Source organism: Kribbella lupini (assembly GCF_039529595.1).
Taxonomy (GTDB): Bacteria; Actinomycetota; Actinomycetes; order Propionibacteriales; family Kribbellaceae; genus Kribbella; species Kribbella lupini.
On sequence record NZ_BAAANC010000004.1, the window covers coordinates 721,530 to 740,722 of the forward strand.

The 19,193-nt window shown below is 69.4% G+C and carries 18 protein-coding genes; 9 read left to right on the top strand and 9 right to left on the bottom strand.

The window, feature by feature from the left end:
* Window positions 1-25 precede the first annotated feature (25 nt).
* The gene (locus tag ABD235_RS36550; protein ID WP_344182655.1) at window positions 26-1,471 is read right to left on the bottom strand and encodes an alpha/beta hydrolase; all 1,446 of its coding nucleotides are present in this window, start codon (window positions 1,469-1,471) and stop codon (window positions 26-28) included.
* Window positions 1,472-1,540: 69 nt separating this feature from the next.
* Entirely contained in the window at window positions 1,541-2,818 is a 1,278-nt protein-coding gene (gene purD, locus ABD235_RS36555; protein WP_344182657.1) for a phosphoribosylamine--glycine ligase, read from the bottom strand.
* An 86-nt stretch (window positions 2,819-2,904) separates the two neighbouring features.
* Between purD and ABD235_RS36560 the strand changes: the two genes are divergently transcribed.
* From ABD235_RS36560 to ABD235_RS36570, 3 genes are read left to right on the top strand one after another with little or no spacing between them, the layout of a single operon-like run.
* Window positions 2,905-3,822: a carbohydrate ABC transporter permease gene (locus tag ABD235_RS36560; RefSeq protein WP_344182659.1), complete on the top strand. Its 918-nt coding sequence runs from the start codon at window positions 2,905-2,907 to the stop codon at window positions 3,820-3,822.
* Complete coding sequence (locus tag ABD235_RS36565) at window positions 3,819-4,670, top strand: carbohydrate ABC transporter permease (RefSeq protein ID WP_344182661.1); 852 nt, start codon at window positions 3,819-3,821, stop codon at window positions 4,668-4,670. The genes ABD235_RS36560 and ABD235_RS36565 overlap by 4 nt, the downstream gene beginning before the upstream one ends.
* Before the next feature lie 17 nt (window positions 4,671-4,687).
* Window positions 4,688-6,097, top strand: coding sequence for an ABC transporter substrate-binding protein (locus ABD235_RS36570; protein ID WP_344182663.1), 1,410 nt, complete (start codon window positions 4,688-4,690; stop codon window positions 6,095-6,097).
* 50 nt (window positions 6,098-6,147) lie between these two features.
* Here ABD235_RS36570 and ABD235_RS36575 read toward each other — a convergent pair whose 3' ends face one another.
* Complete coding sequence (locus ABD235_RS36575; protein WP_344182665.1) at window positions 6,148-8,349, bottom strand: DEAD/DEAH box helicase; 2,202 nt, start codon at window positions 8,347-8,349, stop codon at window positions 6,148-6,150.
* A 23-nt stretch (window positions 8,350-8,372) separates the two neighbouring features.
* Window positions 8,373-9,080, bottom strand: a complete 708-nt coding sequence (locus ABD235_RS36580) for a hypothetical protein (RefSeq protein WP_344182667.1) — start codon at window positions 9,078-9,080, stop codon at window positions 8,373-8,375.
* A gap of 76 nt (window positions 9,081-9,156) precedes the next feature.
* Here ABD235_RS36580 and ABD235_RS36585 point away from each other — a divergent pair, with 76 nt between their 5' ends.
* The 3 genes from ABD235_RS36585 (at window position 9,157) to ABD235_RS36595 (ending at window position 11,144) form a co-directional block, all read left to right on the top strand.
* On the top strand, window positions 9,157-10,026 hold the full coding sequence (locus ABD235_RS36585) for an alpha/beta fold hydrolase (RefSeq protein WP_344182669.1): 870 nt from the start codon (window positions 9,157-9,159) through the stop codon (window positions 10,024-10,026).
* A gap of 29 nt (window positions 10,027-10,055) precedes the next feature.
* On the top strand, window positions 10,056-10,427 hold the full coding sequence (locus ABD235_RS36590) for an FKBP-type peptidyl-prolyl cis-trans isomerase (protein WP_344182671.1): 372 nt from the start codon (window positions 10,056-10,058) through the stop codon (window positions 10,425-10,427).
* A 105-nt stretch (window positions 10,428-10,532) separates the two neighbouring features.
* On the top strand, window positions 10,533-11,144 hold the full coding sequence (locus ABD235_RS36595) for a DUF2238 domain-containing protein (RefSeq protein WP_344182673.1): 612 nt from the start codon (window positions 10,533-10,535) through the stop codon (window positions 11,142-11,144).
* On the opposite strand, the gene ABD235_RS36600 is transcribed toward ABD235_RS36595, so the two are convergent.
* Genes ABD235_RS36600 through ABD235_RS36610 form a run of 3 tightly spaced genes read right to left on the bottom strand, consistent with a single transcriptional unit; the run spans window position 11,145 to window position 14,179 of the window.
* Entirely contained in the window at window positions 11,145-12,050 is a 906-nt protein-coding gene (locus ABD235_RS36600) for an ABC transporter ATP-binding protein (RefSeq protein ID WP_344182675.1), read from the bottom strand. It lies immediately after the preceding gene.
* Between the two features lie 3 nt (window positions 12,051-12,053).
* The gene (locus ABD235_RS36605) at window positions 12,054-13,103 is read right to left on the bottom strand and encodes a FecCD family ABC transporter permease (protein WP_344182677.1); all 1,050 of its coding nucleotides are present in this window, start codon (window positions 13,101-13,103) and stop codon (window positions 12,054-12,056) included.
* Complete coding sequence (locus ABD235_RS36610; RefSeq protein ID WP_344182679.1) at window positions 13,103-14,179, bottom strand: FecCD family ABC transporter permease; 1,077 nt, start codon at window positions 14,177-14,179, stop codon at window positions 13,103-13,105. Before ABD235_RS36610 ends, ABD235_RS36605 begins: the two co-directional genes overlap by 1 nt.
* 121 nt (window positions 14,180-14,300) lie before the next feature.
* On the opposite strand from ABD235_RS36610, the gene ABD235_RS36615 reads away from it, so the two are divergent.
* Window positions 14,301-15,128, top strand: a complete 828-nt coding sequence (locus tag ABD235_RS36615; protein WP_344182681.1) for a siderophore-interacting protein — start codon at window positions 14,301-14,303, stop codon at window positions 15,126-15,128.
* A gap of 54 nt (window positions 15,129-15,182) precedes the next feature.
* Here the strand turns inward: ABD235_RS36615 and ABD235_RS36620 are convergent, their stop codons facing one another.
* The gene (locus tag ABD235_RS36620) at window positions 15,183-16,397 is read right to left on the bottom strand and encodes an alginate lyase family protein (protein WP_344182683.1); all 1,215 of its coding nucleotides are present in this window, start codon (window positions 16,395-16,397) and stop codon (window positions 15,183-15,185) included.
* A 180-nt stretch (window positions 16,398-16,577) separates the two neighbouring features.
* Between ABD235_RS36620 and ABD235_RS36625 the strand changes: the two genes are divergently transcribed.
* Window positions 16,578-17,696, top strand: a complete 1,119-nt coding sequence (locus tag ABD235_RS36625) for a glycoside hydrolase family 88 protein (protein ID WP_344182685.1) — start codon at window positions 16,578-16,580, stop codon at window positions 17,694-17,696.
* A 4-nt stretch (window positions 17,697-17,700) separates the two neighbouring features.
* On the opposite strand, the gene ABD235_RS36630 is transcribed toward ABD235_RS36625, so the two are convergent.
* The gene (locus ABD235_RS36630) at window positions 17,701-18,291 is read right to left on the bottom strand and encodes a TetR/AcrR family transcriptional regulator (RefSeq protein WP_344182687.1); all 591 of its coding nucleotides are present in this window, start codon (window positions 18,289-18,291) and stop codon (window positions 17,701-17,703) included.
* 99 nt (window positions 18,292-18,390) lie between these two features.
* On the opposite strand from ABD235_RS36630, the gene ABD235_RS36635 reads away from it, so the two are divergent.
* On the top strand, window positions 18,391-19,095 hold the full coding sequence (locus tag ABD235_RS36635) for an SDR family oxidoreductase (RefSeq protein ID WP_344182689.1): 705 nt from the start codon (window positions 18,391-18,393) through the stop codon (window positions 19,093-19,095).
* Window positions 19,096-19,193 lie beyond the last annotated feature (98 nt).

Sequence of the window (19,193 nt, forward strand, 5' to 3'; positions counted from 1 at the left end):
CGGGCGAATCGGGCCGTACGGGGTCTCAGCCCAGGGCCGCGCGCAGGTCCGCGCCGATCAGCTCGACCGCGTGGCGGCCGGCCGAAAGGGCCGCCGGGAAGTTGAGGAACGCGTGCATCGTGTCGGCGTACTCGACCAGCTTCGTCGGTACGCCGGCGCGCGTGAGCCGCGTCGCGTAACCGCGGGCGTCGTCGCGGAGCGGGTCGCGCCCGGCGGCGAGGATCAGCGCCGGCGGCAGGCCGGTCAGGTCCTCGGCGCGCAGCGGGACCGCGGTCGCCGGGAGCTCACCCGCCGGGAAGTAGACCTCGTCGGCCCAGCTCGGCGCGGTGCTGAGGAAGACCCCGTCGAAGAGCAGGGACGACTCGGTGTGCTGGTCGTGATCCAGGCTCGGGTAGCAGAGCACCTGCCGGTCAGGCATCGGCAGTCCGCGCTCCGCCGCGACCAGACAGGCGCCGGCCGCGAGTGCCGCACCCGCACTCTGACCGCCGACGAGCACGCGACCGTCACCGTGGTTCTCACGCAACCAGGCCAGCGTGTCGACGACGTCGTCGAGCCCTGCTGGATAAGGGTTTTCAGGCGCCAGCCGGTAGTTGAGCGACACCACGACGAGGTCGCCGTGGACGGCGATCCCCGACGCGGCGTACTCGATGTCGCGCAGATCGCCGCCGATGAACCCGCCGCCGTGCAGCCACAGCAACACCGGCCGCGGCTCGTCGGTCCCCGGCTGGTAGAGCCGCGCCTCCAGGGTCCGCCCGGGCAGCTCGACCTGGAGGTCGGTCACCCGCGCCGCCGGGTGAGTCGCACCGGCCAGCTCGGGATCAGGCAGCTCCTCGCGGTCCTTCAGCAGCGCCTTGTACTGGTCTTCTTCCTCCTCCTGGGGCGCCGCGGCGAATCGCGCCAGCAGCGCGTCCGTCTCCGGTCCGAACCGCGGATCCTCGACCACTTCACTGACGGTGTTCGCCAGATGCCGGGCGACATGCCCGTACGGCGAACCGTCGGGCGGGGACGCCGCGTACTCGGCGAGCGCCCCCACGCTGCCGGCGAACTCCCCACCGGCGGCCTGGCCCTGCCACGCCGCCTCGTCGTACGCGGTGATCTCGGCGACCAGCGCGTCGACCACGGACCCCAGGCGCTCGACCAGCAACCCGGACGGCAGGTGCCGCCCGGCCTCGATGCCGCCGGCGTTGAGCGCGCTGCCGAGCTCCGCCGTCTCCCAGCGCGGATCGAGGCTCCAGTGCGGCCGGTCCGCGGCCGATTCCCGCAGAACCGCGAGCGCGATCTCGTCCCACATCAGGATGTGCGCGACCAGGTCGTGCAGCGAGTCGCAGAAGTGGCCGAGCGTCCCGGCCCGGACCTGGTACGGCGCGCGGAGCTTGTCCTCCGGTTGGCCGTCCACGAGGTCCAGCAGGAGTCGTCGATCGGCCCGGATCAGCTGGGCGGCCTCGGCCGCCGAGGTTGTCGGTGTACGCATGGGCTCAGTCGAACAGCCCAGGCGGCGTACGGCCGGTGGATTGACGACGTTGCGCAATCCACCGACCGATCAGACGGTGATCTCGCCCCGGGCGGCCTTGAGGGCGATGTCCGTGCGGTGCTGCGAGCCCTTGATCCGGATCTGGCCGACTCCGGCGTACGCGCGCTGCCGGGCCTCGTCGAGGTCCTTGCCCGTCGCGCTGACCGCGAGGACGCGCCCACCGGCGGTGACCAGCTCGTCGCCGTCCTGGCTGGTCCCCGCGTGGAAGACCCGGACGTGGCCGGCCTCGGCCTGGTCGATCCCGGCGATCGGGTCGCCGCTGCGCGGCTTGGCCGGGTACTTCTTCGCCGCGACCACCACCGCGACGGCGGAGCCGTTCTTCCACGCCAGCGGCTCGGCGTCGGCCAGCTTGCCCGTCGCCGCGGCGTACAGGACGCCGCCGAGCGGGGTCTTCAGCAACGGCAGCAGCGCCTGCGTCTCCGGGTCACCGAAGCGGCAGTTGAACTCGATCACGCGGACGCCGCGGCTGGTCAGCGCGAGCCCGGCGTACAGGAGGCCGCTGAACGGCGTCCCGCGGCGGCGCATCTCGTCGACGGTCGGCTGGAGCACCTTCTCGGTGATCTCCTCGACCAGCTTGTCCGGGGCCCAGGGCAACGGTGTGTACGCGCCCATGCCGCCCGTGTTCGGGCCTTCGTCGTTGTCGCCGAGGCGCTTGAAGTCCTGGGCCGGCTGCATCGGCAGCACGGTCGTCCCGTCGGTGATCGCGAACAGCGAGACCTCCGGACCGTCGAGGAACTCCTCGATCAGCACCTGCCCGCACTCGGCCGCGTGTGCGAGCGCCTCCTCACGGTCCGAGGTCACCACCACACCCTTGCCGGCGGCCAGCGCATCGTCCTTCACGACGTACGGCGGACCGAACGCGTCGATCGCCTCGGCGGCCTGCTCGGGCGTGCTGCAGACGTACGCCCGGCCGGTCGGCACGCTCGCGGCGGCCATCACGTCCTTCGCGAACGCCTTCGAGCCCTCGAGCTGCGCCGCTTCCTTGGACGGCCCGAAGACCGCGATCCCGGCCGCGCGCAGCGGGTCGGCGACACCGGCCACCAGGGGGACCTCGGGCCCGACGACGACCAGGTCGGTGCCGGTCTCCTGGGCCAGCGCGACGACCGCGTCGTGGTCCGAGATGTCCACCGGCCGGCAAACGATCGTTTGCCCGTCGTACGCCGGGTGCAACGCGGCGATGCCAGGGTTGCCCGGGGCCGCCACCACCTGCGTGACGTCGGGATCCTGACTCAACGCCCAGACCAGTGCGTGCTCACGGCCGCCAGAGCCGACAACAAGAACCTTCACGGGCCCTGAGCCTAGTGCACCCCGGCGGGTACCGAGTCTCGTCGGCCCCGGGCGGTGTAAGACTGCGCCCTACTGGAGGTACTCGATTGACTACAAGTTCGGCACCGGCACCCCTGCGTCGCCGGCCCACCCCCGCGTCCCTGCTGTCCTGGCTGATGCTGGCGCCCTGCGTCGTGATCTTCGCGCTGTTCATCGTCTGGCCGCTGGGCAAATCGGTCTCGCTGTCCCTGCACGGCTCGGACCTGTTCGGCCGGCCGGACGCCTTCGTCGGGCTGCAGCACTACCGTGACATGCTCGGCTCGGCGGAGTTCCGGCACATCCTGTGGGTGACCTTCGCCTTCGTGCTGCTGACCGTGATCCCCGGCGTTCTCGGCGGTCTCGCGATCGTGCTGCTGCTCGAGCAGCACATCAAGGGGATCCGGATCTTCCGGACCGCCTTCGCGCTGCCGTTCGCCTTCTCGGTCGCCAGCGCGTCGGTCATCTTCGCGACCATCTACAACCCGGCGATCGGGCTGGCCAACGGCGTCCTCGGCAGGTTCGGGGTCGACCGGATCGGCTGGCTGACCGACCCGTCCTGGGCGCTGATCAGCGTCGCGATCACCACGGTCTGGATGAGCATCGGCTACAACGTGCTCGTGCTCTCGGCCGGGATCGGGGCGATCCCGCAGGAGATCAACGAGGCGGCCACGCTCGACGGCGCCGGCGGCTGGCGCGCGTCGCGGTTCATCACCGTGCCGCTGCTCGGCCCGCAGCTGTTCTTCCTGGTGGTGATCTCCACCATCCAGTCGCTGCAGGGCTTCGGCCAGATCAAGATCCTCACCCCCGAGGGCGGTCCCGAGCAGTCCACCAAGACGCTCGTGTACTCGATCTACCACACCGCGTTCGCGAACAACGCGAGCGACTTCGGCGCCGCGTCGGCGCAGGCGATCGTGCTGTTCGTCATCCTGCTGGCCTGCACCGCGATCCAGTTCGGCGTCCTCGAGAGGCGGGTGCACTACAAGTGAGGAACCTGACCGCCAGACGGCTGGTGACGTACGCCGTACTGATCGTGGCCGCCCTGGCTGTGGTCTTCCCGGTCTACTACGTGATCGCGGGCTCGATCATGTCGCCCGGCCAGATCTCGGCGTACCCGCCGGATCTGTTCCCGCACGGCATCTTCACCGGCAACTACGAGGGCGCGTCGTCGTCGGGGACGCCGATCGGCCGGCAGTACCTGAACTCGATCCTGCAGACGTCGATCATCACGCTGTCGCAGCTGATCACCAGCGTGCTGGCGGCGTACGCGTTCGTCTTCATGAAGATGTGGGGCCGGACCGTGCTGTTCGGGCTCTTCCTGGCCACACTGATGGTGCCGTGGGAGTCGATCGTGCTGCCGAACTACCTGACGATCACCAGCTGGCAGCTCGGCGGCGAGCGGTTGACCGCGTCGTACGCCGGAACGATGATCGCACTGGTGCTGCCGTTCCTGGCCAACGCCTTCGGGGTGTTCCTGCTGCGGCAGTCGTTCCTGCAGTTCCCGGTGGAGCTGCGGGACGCGGCGACGATCGACGGCGCCGGGCACTGGCGGTTCCTGACCCGGATCCTGGTTCCGCTGAACAAGCCGGCCCTGATGGCGGTCGGGCTGTACGTCTTCCTGGCCGCCTGGAACCAGTTCTTCTGGCCGCTGCTGATCGGCGACTCGGCCGACCGCCGGACGCTGCAGATCGGCATCAGCCAGCTGAACGACGCCGAGGCCGCCGACCCGGGCCTGATCCTGGCCGGCGTCACCCTGTCCATCCTGCCCACCCTGGCCATCGTGATCTTCGGCCAGCGCTTCATCGTCCGCGGGCTGACCGCGGGCGCGATTCGTTGATGAAAGAGGTATTGAGCATGCGATCGATCCGACAACGGCGTACGGCGACCGCGGCGTCCCTGCTGGCGGTGCTCGCCCTGGTGGCGGCCGGCTGCGGGGGCAGCGACTCCGGCGACGGCGGCTCCAGCGGCGGGCAGGACGCGCCCGACGCGAGCGCGCTGGACAACGCGACCGGCGTCACCAAGGTGACGTTCTGGCACGGCATGAAGGGCGCCAACGGCGAGGCCGTCGACAAGCTGGTCAAGGCGTTCAACGCCAAGAACAGCGGCAAGATCGAGGTCACCGCGGTCTACCAGGGTGACTACGACGACACGATCACGAAGTACAAGACGTCGGTGCAGCAGGGCAACACCCCGTCCGTCGTGCAGATCTACGACATCGGTTCGCGGTTCATGATCGACTCCAAGCAGACCGTGCCGATCCAGTCGTTCGCCGACAAGGACGGCTACACGCTGGACTCGATCGAGCCGAACATCGCGAACTACTACTCGATCGACGGCAAGCTGAACTCGATGCCGTTCAACACGTCGATGCCGTTGCTCTACATCAACAAGGAAGCCTTCGTGAAGGCCGGCCTGGACCCGGCCAAGCCGCCGACGAACCTCGACGAGATCATGGAGGCCGCGAAGAAGCTGACCGTCAAGCAGGGCGGCAAGACGGTCCAGTACGGCTTCAACGCGGCGATCTACGGCTGGTTCGTCGAGCAGCTGATCGCGCAGTCCGGTACGACGTACTGCGACAACGAGAACGGCCGCAAGGACCTCGCGACGCAGGTGAACTTCGCCGACGAGCAGGGCGTGAAGGTCGCGACCTGGTACCAGCAGATGGTGAAGCAGGGCCTGATGCCGAACACCGGCAAGAAGACCGACGACGCGCAGGCCGTGTTCAAGTCCGGCACGTCCGCGATGCACCTGGAGTCGACCGGTTCGCTGCGCGGCTACCTGGACGCCGCCAAGGGCAAGTTCACCGTGATGACCGCGCCGTTCCCGAAGCTGTCCGCCGACAGCACCGGCGGCCCGATCATCGGCGGCGCCTCCCTGTGGGTCGACGGCCCCGGCCACTCCGACGCCGAGAAGCGCGCCTCGTGGGAGTTCGTGAAGTTCGCCTCCTCCCCTGAGCAGCAGGCCGCCTGGCACACCGGCACCGGCTACTTCCCGATCAACTCCAAGGCCCTCGACCTCCCCGAGGACAAGGCGTGGGTCGCGCAGTACCCGCAGTTCACCACCGCCATCACCCAGCTCCACAACACCAAGCCGTCGAACGCGTCCTCGGGCTGCATCCTCGGCGTCATGCCCCAGGCCCGCAAGGCCTCCGAGGACGGCCTCGAAAAAGCAGTCCTCGGCACCGACCCGGCCGTGGCCATGAAGGTCGCCGCAGAATCCATCAAGCCCCAGATCGACCAGTACAACAAGACGGTCAAGAAGTAGGTCTTTCGAAGCGGCCGGCTCCCTCCCGGGGGCCGGCCGCTTCGGCGTTTCTACAGCTTGTCCTGGACGGGTGAGCGTTCTGGGGTGAGGCCCAGGCGGTGTTGTTCTGCTTCTACTACTCGGTCCTGGAGGGGGCGGGTGGTGTCGGTGAGGTGGTTGAGGGTGTCGACGGCTCGGGGGTCCAAGGTCTTGGCTTCGCTTTGGCGGGCGTACTCGTCGAAGAGGAGGCGTTTGTTCTCCTGGATCTCCCGGATGCGTTCGTCGACGCTGTCCTTGGCGAGCAGGCGGTGGACCTGGACGGTGCGGATCTGGCCCATGCGGTGGGCTCGCGCGATGGCCTGGTCCTCGGTGCTGGGTTTCCACTGGGGCTCGGCGAGGATGACGACCGACGCGGCCTGGACGTTGAGGCCTACGCCGCCGGCCTCGATCTGGCTGAGGAGTACGGCGTGGCCGGGGGTGGTGGTGAAGGTGTCGATGAGGCGCTGGCGTTCGGCGGGCGGTACGGCGCCGCGGATCGAGCCGGCGGTGGGGGCGACGGCCTGCTGGATGCGGTCGAGGACGTTCAGGAAGAAGGAGAAGATGATGACCTTGCGACCGTCCTCGCGGGCTTCTTCGACGATTTCCGCGATGCGTTCGAGCTTGGCGGAGTCAGGGGTTTCGAAGGCGGCCTGGCGCATCCGCATCAGGTTGCCGGAGCGGACGGCGGCGACGTACGCCGTCTGATCGGCAGCACCCGGCAGGACCCAGTCGTCGATCTCGATCTTCTCGGGGAGCTCGGTGAGCACGTCCTCCTGGTTGCGGCGCAGGTAGACCGAAGCGACCGCGCGGCGGAACTGCTTGGCGCCGGCCACGGCATCCGTTGCCTTGAGCCCCTTTGCGGTGAGCGGCTGGAGGTAGCGGACCAACGTGCGGAACTCCTCGACCCGGTTCTCCATCGGCGTACCGGTCAGGAACACCACGCGCTGAGCGGCGTCGACCGCCGTGACGACGACCTTCGAGCGACGGGCCTTCGGGTTCTTGACGTAGTGCGCCTCGTCGACGATCAGCAGGGCGACCTCGCTGCCCACGACCGAATCGAGGCTGCCCAAGGTGCCAAAGGTCGTGACCGCGACGCCGCCGTCGCGCAGCCACCGCTGGGCGACGCCCTCGCGCCCCGCGCCGTGCAGGTTGTGCGCCTGCAGTTGCGTGTGCTTGGCGATCTCGTTCAGCCAGTTCATCTGCACACTCGCCGGACAGACCACCAGAAACCGCTGCTGTCCCCGAGCCGCCAGGTGCGCCGCCGCGGCCAGCGCCTGGATCGTCTTGCCGAGTCCCATCTCGTCGCCGAGGATCGACCGCTGCTGGTGGATCAGGTACTGCGCACCGAACACCTGATAGCCCCGCAACGTCGACCTGATCAGCGACGTGTCGAGCGGTACGGCGGTGATCCGCTGCCGCAGCTCGTCCGGGATGAACCCGCGCGCCGCCTCGTCCTCGACCGCGACCTCGCCGACCGTCGACAAGATCGCGTGGTACGACGCGGCGTCCGTGGCGTACTCGCCCCACAAGTCGCCCTCGGCAACAATCGCCGCGTGCCGCGCCAGTTCCGCCTCCAGCCAGGCGGTCCGGGGATTCGAGTCGATCACCTCGAGCCGGCTCAACGCTTCCAGCGCCGCCCGCTTCTTCGCCCGCCCGGTCAGCCACAACCGCAGCCGCCCCCGCGCCGGGCCCGCGGCGTCCAGCAACGGACGCGCCGTACTCGCCATCTCCCGCGCCGGCCCGATCAGCTCCGCCGCGGCGGCATCAGCACGCCGTACGGCGGCCAACGTCGCCAGCAACTTCTCCTGCTGCGCGTCCGGCCGATCAGGATCGATCCGGAACCGCGACGAACCGGCAACGTCCGAGACCACGGTCCGCACCGCGGCGCTGATCTTCGCTGCCGTCTTCGGCCCGATCCCCGGCAGCGCGACGAGCTCCTCGTCGGACACACCGACCAGCCGCCCGATCGTCGCGTACCGAGCCTCCTCCAGTACGCCGACGAACCGCGCTCCCACGACCTCCTGCAGCGACGCCACCGGCAGCCCGTCCAGCTCGCTCTGCACCTGTCGCCGCGTCAGCGACCGCAACTGGTCCCGCGCTTGAGCACGCAGCGTGCCCGGCCGCTCGACGAGCTCCTCGGCCCGAGCCTGCAGCGCCGAGATCCGCTGGATCAGCCGCCGCGCCGGCTGACCGACACTCGACCGCATCCGATCGATGTCCGGCGACTCGCTCACCACCCCAGTCTCGACGCCCGGGGTCAGTAGTGCCAGTAGTACTTGCCGTCGGCGTTCCAGTTCACCGGGACGGTGGTGCGGTTGGTGAAGGCCATCCCGAGGCCTCGGGCGAGCTCCAGGGACCTCGAGAGCTGGAGCGAGTACGGATGGTTGTTGTCGTCCCACCACTGCTCGACCTGGGTGATGCAGGTCTGGTTCGCGAAGGAGGGATTCGAGCACGGGTGCGGCGGAAGCCACTTCTGGCGATGGCGGAACGTGACGGTCGTCGAGCCGTTCGGCGGCTTGATCGTGCCGGTCGCGTCGAGGCAGTAGCCGCTGGAGGGGATCGTCCACTTCACGTAGTGCTGGCGACCGCCCGCCGACGGGATCGGCGTCATGTTCGTGCAGCTCGCGGTCCCGATCGATTCCGACGTGACCCGCTGGATCTGGGTCAGCGGACGCCCGGCGCCGTCGTTGTAGCCGTCGAGCAGGACCCAGTCGCCGTCGCGGACGAAGTGCTCGGCGGACTTCGGCGGCCACGCCTTCGGGTCGCCCCACGAGATGTCGGCCGAGTCAGCGGTCAGCGGGGTCCAGGCCCACTGGCCGGCCGCCGTACCGCCGGCCCAGTACTGCCCGGCGGAGCGCTCGAACATCAGCGAGTACTGACCGTAGTTCTCGGCGGCAGCCTGCGCGGTCGGCGTTCCGGAGACGAGCACGAGGGCAGCGAGCAGAGCCACGACTTTGTTTCGCATGACCACCGAGAGTAGTGCTGTTCAGGATCACCGCGGCACCGCTAGGGTCCAGGAAAGTCCGTTCTGAGGAGCTGAGATGCCGGATCCCGTCAGCCACACACTCGAGGTCCCCGGGGCCGTCCTGACGTACGACGTCCGCGGTGATCTCGCCGATCGCACCCAGCCGGTGCTGCTGCTGATCGGTTCGCCGATGGCCGCGAGCGGGTTCCCGACGCTGGCGTCGTACTTCGAGGACCGGACCGTGGTGACCTACGACCCGCGCGGCGTCGAGCGCAGCACCCGGACCGACGACGGCGGCGAGCTGTCCCCGGACCAGCACGCCGCCGACCTCGCGGCGCTGATCGAGACGCTCGACGCGGGCCCGGTCGACGTGTTCGCGAGCAGCGGCGGCGCGGTCAACGCGCTGGGCCTGCTCGCGCAGAGGCCCGACCTGGTACGCCGCCTGGTCGCGCACGAGCCGCCGTTGGCCGCGCTGCTCCCGGACTCCGAGGCCGCGCTGGCCGCCTGCGAGGACATCTACCAGACCTACCAGCGCGAGGGCTCCGGCAAGGCGATGGCCAAGTTCATCGCGATCACCAGCTTCGAGGGCGAGTTCACCGACGAGTACCTGAAGCAGCCGGCGCCGGACCCGGCGATGTTCGGCCTGCCGAGCGAGGACGACGGCAGCCGCAACGACGCGCTGATCGGGCAGAACCTGCGCGGCTGTACGTCGTACCGGCCGGACGTGGACGCGCTCGGCAAGGCGACCGACCGCCTGGTGGTCGCGGTCGGCGAGGAGTCGGGCACGCAGATGGCCCGCCGTGGCGGCGAGGCGATCGCCGCGAAGCTCGGGCTCACGCCGGTGGTCTTCCCGTCCAACCACGGCGGCTTCCTCGGCGACGAGTACGGCATGCCGGGACAGCCCGAAGCATTCGCCGGGAAGCTCCGCGAGACCCTCGACGCCTGACCGGCGTCCCGATCTGCTTAGCTGGTGACATGACTGACAAGCCTGAGATCGACTTTCCGGACGGCCCGCCGCCGGCGGATCTGGAGATCACCGACATCACCGAGGGCGACGGCGACGAGGCCAAGGCCGGTTCCCGCGTCAACGTGCACTACGTGGGCGTGGCCCACTCCACCGGCGAGGAGTTCGACGCGTCGTACAACCGGGGCGCGCCGCTGGCCTTCCAGCTCGGCGTCGGCCAGGTCATCCAGGGCTGGGACACCGGCGTCCAGGGCATGAAGGTCGGTGGCCGCCGCAAGCTGGTCATCCCACCGCACCTGGGCTACGGCGACCGGGGCGCGGGCAACGCGATCAAGCCCGGCGAGACCCTGATCTTCGTGGTCGACCTGATCAGCGTCAGCTGACCTACCGCTGTCCAGCCCCCGGGTGCGTCACAATCGACGCATCCGGGGGCTTTCGCGTAGTTCCACTCATCCGCGCCACCGCCCGGCCAGGTTTGACTGGGAGGCATGACGACGATGGTTGCGACCACGCTCCCGTCCGCCCGGACCGCCGGGTGGGTCCGGTACGCCGCCCTGGCGGCCAAGGCGGCCCTGTTCCTGTTGTTGCTGACGGCCCTGATCTGGCCCGACCTGAGCGGGATCAAGGGCAAGGCCTCGACCGCGCGCCTGGTCGTCTACCCGATCGGCGCGATGGTCCTGCCGCTGTGGTGGTGGGCCGCCGGGCGGACCCGGTCGAAGCTACACCAGCGCTTCCCGTGGACCGCCGACCTGCTGATCACGCTGCCCTGGCTCATCGACCTGGTCGGCAACCGGCTGAACCTGTTCGACACCGTGCCGTGGTGGGACGACGCGATGCACTTCGTGCTGTGGGGATTCCTGACGGCCGGCGTACTGCTTGCGTTCGCGCCTCGGCCGCTCTCGCGCGGGCTGACGGCGTTCGTTGCCCTCGGCTTCGGTGCCACCGCCGCGGTGGTGTGGGAGGTCGGTGAGTACTACGCGTTCATCCGGCACTCGAACGAGCTGCAGACGGCGTACACGGACACGCTCGGCGACCTGGCGCTCGGCACGTTGGGCGCGTTGCTGGCCGGCCTGATCGTCTTCCGGACCAGGAAGAGCTGACTACCGGTCCGTCGGCCGGCAGATCCCGCTGGCCAGCGCACTCGCAGCCAGTGCTCGGGCAGCAGGATTCGTGTCCTGTACGACGGCCGCCGGCGCGTCCTCGCGCGTGGTGTGCCGCCCGATCGGCACGACCATCGGCGTACCGGCGACCGGGTCCGGCACGATCTTCACGGCCAGCCCGAAGACGTCCTCGACGATCTGCTCGGTGATCACCTCGCGCGGGTTGCCCTCGCAGACGATCGCGCCGTCCTTCATCGCGATCAGGTGGTCGGCGAAGCGGCAGGCCTGGTTCAGGTCGTGCAGCACCAGGACGATCGTCCGCTCCTGGCTGCGGTTCAGGTCGACTAGCAGGTCGAGCACCTCGAACTGGTGGGTCAGGTCGAGGAACGTGGTCGGCTCGTCGAGCAGCAGGATCCCGGTCTCCTGGGCCAGCGCCATCGCGATCCAGACCCGCTGGCGCTGACCGCCGGACAGCTCGTCGATCGGCCGGTCGGCGATCTCCAGCACGTCGGTCGAGATCATCGCCGCGGCGACCGCCTCGTCGTCGGCCTTCGTCCACTGCCGGATCCAGCCCTGGTGCGGGTACCGTCCGCGGCCGACCAGGTCGGCGACGGTGATCCCCTCCGGCGCGGTCGGCGACTGCGGCAGCAGCCCGAGCTTGGTCGCGACCTCGCGGGTGGACACCTGCTGGATGCTCTTGCCGTCCAGCATCACCGTGCCCCGGGACGGCTTCAGCAGCCGGGCCAGCGTCTTCAGCAGCGTCGACTTGCCGCACGCGTTCGCGCCGACGATCACCGTGATCTTGCCGGTCGGGATCTTCACCGACAGGTCGTGGATGATCTCGCGCTGGTCGTAGCCGACCGCCAGATCGTTGGCGGAAAGACTGTGGTCCACAGGGTTCTCCATCTCTCAGCCACCACTCCCCACCCGGTTCGACCGGGCCAGCAGGAACATCAGGTACGGCGCGCCGACCACTCCGGTGACAACACCGACGGGCAGCTGGGTGTCACCGAAGGCGTGCTGCGCGATCAGGTCCGACAGCGCCACCACGAGCGCGCCGATCAGCGCCGACACGACCATCGCCGGACCGGGCGAACGGGTCAGCCGGCGGGCGATCGGCGGCGCCACGAAGGCGACGAACCCGATCGGCCCGGCCGCCGCCGTCGCGACCGCGGCCATCAGCACGGCGATCACGATCAGCCCGAGCCGCGAGCCCTCGACCCGCAGCCCGAGCCCGTACGCCGTCTCGTCGCCGAGCTGCAGGATCCGCAATCGGTGCACCAGCACCACGACGAACGGCGCGAGCACGACCAGCGTGATCGCCATCATCCGGACGTGCGACCAGTCCCGCCCGTTCAGGCTGCCGGTCAGCCAGATCAGCGCCTGCTGCGCGATCTCGACCCGCGCCTTGGTCAGCAGGTACGACGTGACACTGGTCGCGATCGCGCCGATGCCGATCCCGACCAGGATCAGCCGGTAGCTCGACACACCGCGCCGCCAGGCCAGCACGTACATCGTGAACGCGGTCAGCAACGCGCCGAGGATCGCCATCCCGGCCACGGCCGGCCCGGTCAGCCCGAGCGTGACGATCGCGAACACGGCGAACGCGCTGGCGCCGTACGTGACGCCGATGATGTCCGGGCTGGCCAGCGGGTTGCGGGCGATGCTCTGGAAGATCGCTCCGGACATGCCGAGCGCGGCGCCGACCAGCAGCGCGGTCAGCGCCCGCGGCAGGCGGAGCCGGTTGACGATGAACTCGGTCGCCTTGTCGCCCTGGCCGAACAGCGTCTTCACCACGTCGATCACCGGGATCTTGAAGTCCCCGAGCGACAGCGAGACGCAGAACGCGGCGAACACCAGTACGGCGACGACGAGCGTGACGGCCAGGTTGCGGGCCTGGCGGACCGTGCGGGCCCGGGTGATGATCTGGGCGGGCGTGAGGTCGGTGACTTGGGTCATCACAGGTCCGCCAGCTTCCGGCGGCGGACCAGGGCGATGAAGAACGGCGCGCCGATCACGGCGGTGACGATGCCGACCTGGAGCTCGCCGGGCTGGGCGACGACGCGGCCGATCACGTCGGACCCGAGCAGCAGGATCGGGGCCAGGATCATCGAGTACGGCAGGATCCAGCGGTAGTCCGGGCCGGTGATCAGGCGGGCGACGTGCGGGATCGTCAGGCCGATGAAACCGATCGGTCCAGCGGCAGCGGTGGCCGCGCCGCAGAGCAGGACGACGGTGACCGCGGTGAACACGCGGGCCAGGCCGACGCGCTGACCGAGAGAGCGGGCGACGTCGTCGCCGAGGGACAGCGCGTTCAGCAGGCGGCCGGAGACCAGGGCGAGCACGATGCCGATCAGGATGAACGGCGCGACCTGCGCGGCGATGTCCGAGCCGCGACCGGCCAGTGAGCCGACCGACCAGAACCGGAACTGGTCGAACGTGTCCACGTCGCCGATCAGGAGCGCGGTGGTCAGCGAGCCGAGCATCGCGGTCAGAGCTGCGCCGGCCAGCGCAAGCTTGACCGGGGTCGCGCCCTCACGACCGAGCGAGCCGAGCGTGTAGACCGCGACGGACGCGGCCGCGGCGCCGGCGAAGGCGAGCCACACGTACGCCGTCAGGCTGGTCAGGCCGAACCAGTAGATGCCGCCGACAACGAAAAGCGCGGCGCCGCCGTTCACGCCGAGGATGCCGGGATCGGCCAGCGGATTGCGGGTGACGCCCTGCATCAGCGCGCCGGACAGGCCGAGGGCGGCGCCGACCAGCAAACCGATCAGAGTCCGCGGGATCCGGAGCGAGTGGACGATCACGTGGTCGGTGTTCGTCTCGTCGTAGTGGCGGAGGGCGTCGAGCACCGTACCGAGGGGGATCTGCTTCGACCCGACGGCGATGCTGAGCAGGCAGACCACCAGCAGCAGCGCGACCGCCACCAGCAGCCCGGCGACCAGGGTGGTCCGGCGGACGGCCGGCCGGCGCTTCGCGCTGTCCGAACGGGGGGTGGTGGCCGGCCTGGAGACGGCGGCGGGCGGCGAGGTCATTGGACTTTTGGGATCCTCTTAGGTAAGGCTTACCTCTAGACGCCTCAGAATAGCCCGCTCGCTACCGGGCCGCATCTGGGGACCCCTGCTTTGTCACTACTTTCGGTGCGGAGACCCTGCGATGACCACAGTGCTCGAGCGTCCCATCACGTTCGACTCCGTCCTGGTGAGCGTGGCGGCGGTCGAAGACCTCAGTCCGCACCTGCGGAAGGTGACGTTCGTCGCGCCGCGGCTCGCGGACGTCGTACCGGCCGGGCCGGACCAGCGGATCAAGGTGCTGCTCACGCCGCCGGACGGTGGCGAGCTGATCCTGCCCCAGGGACCTGAGTGGTACGCCGAGTGGTGCGCGATGCCGGCCGACGAGCGGTTCGTGATGCGCACGTACACGATCCGCGCGCTGCGGCCCGAGGTGGCCGAGCTGGACATCGAGTTCGTCCTGCACGGGGTCAACGGCCCGGCCTCGGCGTGGGTCAGCTCGGTCGAGCTGGGGGACACGGTCGGGCTGATCGTCCCCTTCGAGGTCGACACCACCAGCACCCGCGGGCTGCTCCAGTCGGGCGTCGACTACGTGCCCCCGGCCACGAGCCTGCGCCGCGTCCTGGTCGCCGACGAGACCGCGCTCCCCGCCCTCGCGTCGATCCTCGAGCAGCTCCCCCCGACGGTCCACGCCACGGTCTTCGTCCAGGTCCCCGACCTGCGCGACCTCCGCCCGCTCCCGACCCCGGGCACCGCCGACATCACCTGGATCGCGCCCGTCGAGGGCGCACCCAAGTCGTTGCCCGAGGCCCTCAAAGCCGCCGAGCTCCCGTACGACGTCGACTACGCCTGGGTCGCCGGCGAGTCCGGCATGATCAAGGCCGTCCGCCGCCACCTGGTCGACACCGTCGGCCTCCCCAAGACCGCGATCTCTTTCCAGGGCTATTGGAAACGCGGCGAACCCCAGGTCTGAGCGGACAGCACAGCGCCCCCGGAGATCATCCGGGGGCGCTGTGCCGTGGACCGACTAGCTCGGGTTCTCTGCGTGGGTGAGGGTTTCCCAGGCCACGAAGAGGTTGTTGGAGCCCGCCGGGCGGCGGGACTCCGTCAGGGCCTGGGTGTTGGACATCGCGATGCCGAGGCGGGTGTGGAGGCCGTTGTAGCCGACCTCGGTGATCGGGCCGAGGCCTCGGTTGAGGGTGCCCTTGCAGAGCCAGGACGGGACCGGCTCGAGGTTGCGCTCCCACTTGGACTGGAAGCCGAGCGCCTGGCGCAGGCGCTCACCGAACTCGGGGTACAGGTTCTCGCCCTGGATGTACGACGTCTCCATCACGTGCGAGATCGCCGAGATGCCGTACCCGGTGTGGACGAAGTCGCGGCAGGTCTCCTGGGTCAGGCCGGTGACGAACGTGCTCTGGCCCTGCCAGTACGCGATGATCTTGTCCCGGGTGTCGAGGTTCTGCGAAGGCTTCGTCCGCGGCAGCGCGCCGTCGGACTCCAGGTACACGAACGCGGGCGTCCGGACCCGGAACAGCGAGATCGCCTTGTCGTACACGGCCCGGTCGTCCAGGAACACGCCGATGCCCTGGATCGCCTCGGTCATGCTCAACTCCCAGTTGCCGTTGGAGTTGGAGCCGTTGATGATCTCGGGCAGGTACACGTTGCGCAGCATCGTGCCGAACCGGGCCTGGTTGGGCCAGTTCCCGTAGACGTGCTTGATGATCTCGGCCGCCTTGGGCCACGACGACGCGGCCCACGCGGTCTGCAGCGGGGCGTTGCTGTTGGTGTGGTCGCGGATCGTCGCCGACCACGCGTCCATCAGCTGGATCGCCTTCTGGGCGTACCGGTCGTCGCGGGTGATGTACCAGATCAGCGCGTCGGTGTACGCCGCGATGGCGTCCTCGCGCTCGTCCGTGCAGCCGTAGTTCGGGTTCGAGTACGAGCCGCACTCGACCACCGCGCGCGGTTTCGCGGTCCGGCTGAGCGAACCGTACGCGCTGTTCTTCGCCTGGTTGAAGGCGTTCGTCCAGGGCTGCGCCCCGGCCTGCACCTTGGCGCGGACGAAGTCGAGTTGTGGCCTGCTCACCCCGACGCCGGGGTGGGTGAAGGCGGCGGGCGCCAGTACGGCGGACGGCGCGGCCGGGGCCGGTTCGGCCTTGGTCGCGGCGACGGCGGGACTGCTGAGTGTGCCGGCGACCAGCGCGGCACAGGCCGCGGCCAGCAGGATGGGCTTGCTTCGCATGGGCGGATGTCCTGTTCTCCGGGGGCGGGAGGACGCTGCGATTCCCCCATTACCGCAGGGTCTTTTCGGAAGTTTGACGACGCAGGGTGAACCCGTCAATATCCAAAGACGAAGAAACTTCACTGTGGAACGAAAGACTTTTTTGTCCCACTCCTCTGGAACGAAGTGAGGTCTTGTCCCATGAGAAGACGCCAGTTCCTGACCCTCGGAACCGTCGCTCTGGCCGCCCCGGCACTACCCTCCGTCACCAGCACCGCGTACGCCGGACCGCCCTCCGACGTCGTCCCGTCGCGGGCGCAGATCATCGCCCTGGTCCGCCGGGTCGCCGACCTGTGGATCGCAGGCCACGCCGACTCCGGTGACAACGGCTGGGCCCGCGCCACCTTCTTCAGCGGCCTGATGGCGGCGTACCGCCTCACAGGAGAGAAGCGCTACCTCGACTACACGCGCAGCTGGGCCGAGAAGCACCGGTACGGGATCCGCGAGGGCGTGCAGACGCGGCACGCGGACAACCACAACGCGATCCAGGCCTACCTCGACCTGTACGACGTGGAGCCGTCACCCGACAAGCTGACCGCCGCGACCGAGACGCTGCGGCGGATGGTCAACAGCACCAAGGTCGACGACTGGTGGTGGGACGACGCGTTGCACATGGCGATGCCGCCGTTCGCCCGGATCGGGCGGCTGCGCAACGATCCGGCGTACTGGTCGAAGCTCTACCAGCTCTACAACGACACCAAGCGGCGGCGCGGGTTGTGGGCGCCGTCGAGCGGGCTCTGGTACCGCGACGACCGTTTCCTGCCAGGCAAGATCGTGTCGCCGAACGGCAAGCCGGTGCTGTGGTCGCGCGGCAACGGGTGGGTCGCGGCCGGGCACGCGAAAACCCTTCAGGCGTTGCCTTCCGGGCAAGCGAACGTTGCCGAGTACAAGAGCACCCTGACGCAGCTGGTGAGTGCGTTGCGGCCGATCCAGCGGACCGATGGGTTCTGGAACGTGAACCTCGGCGACCCCGACCACCTGCCGGGGCCGGAGACGAGCGGGACGGCGTTCTTCTGCTACGCGACGGCGTACGCCGTCCGGACCGGATTGGTGCCCTCGGCAACTTATCGCGCGACGGCGGCGAAGGCGTGGAACGGGATGGTGGCCACGGCCGTCCATCCCGACGGGTTCCTCGGGTACGTGCAGAAGGTCGGCGACCGGCCGGAGTCCAGCCAGCCGGTCACCTACGACTCGACGGCGGACTTCGGGGTGGGTGCGTTCCTGCTGGCGGGTGCTGAGCTGGCGGCGCTGGCCAGTTGAGGGTCTAGCGGGCGTGCGCGGCGAGCTGCTCGTCGCGTACGCCGGCTGCGTCGAGCACCGTGCTCGCGAGCTGGACGCCGACGTTGCGCAGCGGCTGGGCGCGGACGACCGCACGGGCGCCGGCGCCGTCGAAGATCATCGTGAGCTGGATCGCGAGGGTGTCCGCGTCCTCGGCGCCGGCCCGGACGAGCTCGGCGCGGAAGAAGTCGGTCAGCGCCTGCTTGAAGTGGCGGGCCACGACGCTGCCGGGGTGCTCCGGGTTCTTCAGCTCGGTCGCGGTGGACACGAACGGGCAGCCGAAGTACTCGTTGCTGGCGGCGAGCTCGTCCTCGCGCTCGAAGACCGACAGGATCCGCTCCCGCGGCGAGCGCTCGTCGTCCGGGCTCGGCAGCAGCAGGGCGTTGTAGTAGGGACCGCGGGCGGCCAGGCTCTCCGCGATCACCTCGTCCTTGGACCGGAACAGCTGGTACATCGACTTCTTCGAGACTCCGGCCGCCTTGCAGAGTGCGTCGACGCCGATGCTCACGCCGTCGCGGTAGAACAGTTCGCTCGCGGCTTCCAGCAGCCGCTCACGGGATGTCGCCTGGCTCTTCATACGTCGAGCGTACCGTCCCGTTTTGATCGAAGAAACCGATCGGTGTATGTTTTGAGGAAACAGATCAGTTTCCCGCATCCTCGAACCCCGGAGCACCCCATGACCTCACTGCAAGGCGCCGTCGTCCTCGTCACCGGCGGCAACCGCGGCATCGGCAAGGCCGTCGTCGACGACCTGCTCACCCGCGGCGTCGCCAAGGTGTACGCGACCTCCCGCAAGCCCGAGCCGAGCACCGAACCGCGCGTCGTGACGCTCCCGCTCGAGGTTACCGACGAGGCCTCGATCGAGGCCCTGGTCAAGGCGGCGCCGGATGTCACCGTGCTGGTCAACAACGCCGGCCTCGACATCCCCGGCAACACCTACCTGGGCAGCCCGATCGAGGACGTCCGGCAGTTGATGGAGGTCAACTTCTTCGGCCCGCTGCAGCTGACCCGCGCCTTCGTGCCGGTGATCGAGCGCAACGGCGGCGGCCAGATCCTGAACATGCTGTCCGCCCTGTCCTGGGTCGCGTACCACGGCGCGTACGCCGCCACGAAGTCCGCTTTCTGGTCGCAGTCCAACGCCCTGCGGATCGAGCTGCTCGGCCGCGGCATCGGCGTCACCTCCCTGCACATGGGCTACGTCGACACCGACATGGCCTCCGCCGTCACGGCCCCCAAGGAGAACCCGGCCGACATCGCCAAGGCCGCGCTGGACGGCGTCGAGAGCGGCGCCCACGAGGTCCTCGCCGACGCCACCGCCCGCTTCGCCAAGGGCGCCCCGTCCGCCGCGATCGAGGACGTCTACGAGGCGCTCAAGGCCTAGGTGTGATGTCCAGGGAGGTTGTCCCGTTGGTTGGTGAGTCGGCGGGTCGTTGAGACAGGTGAAGGCCTCCGGTTGTGAAGTGGAGCTGTCTAAGGAAC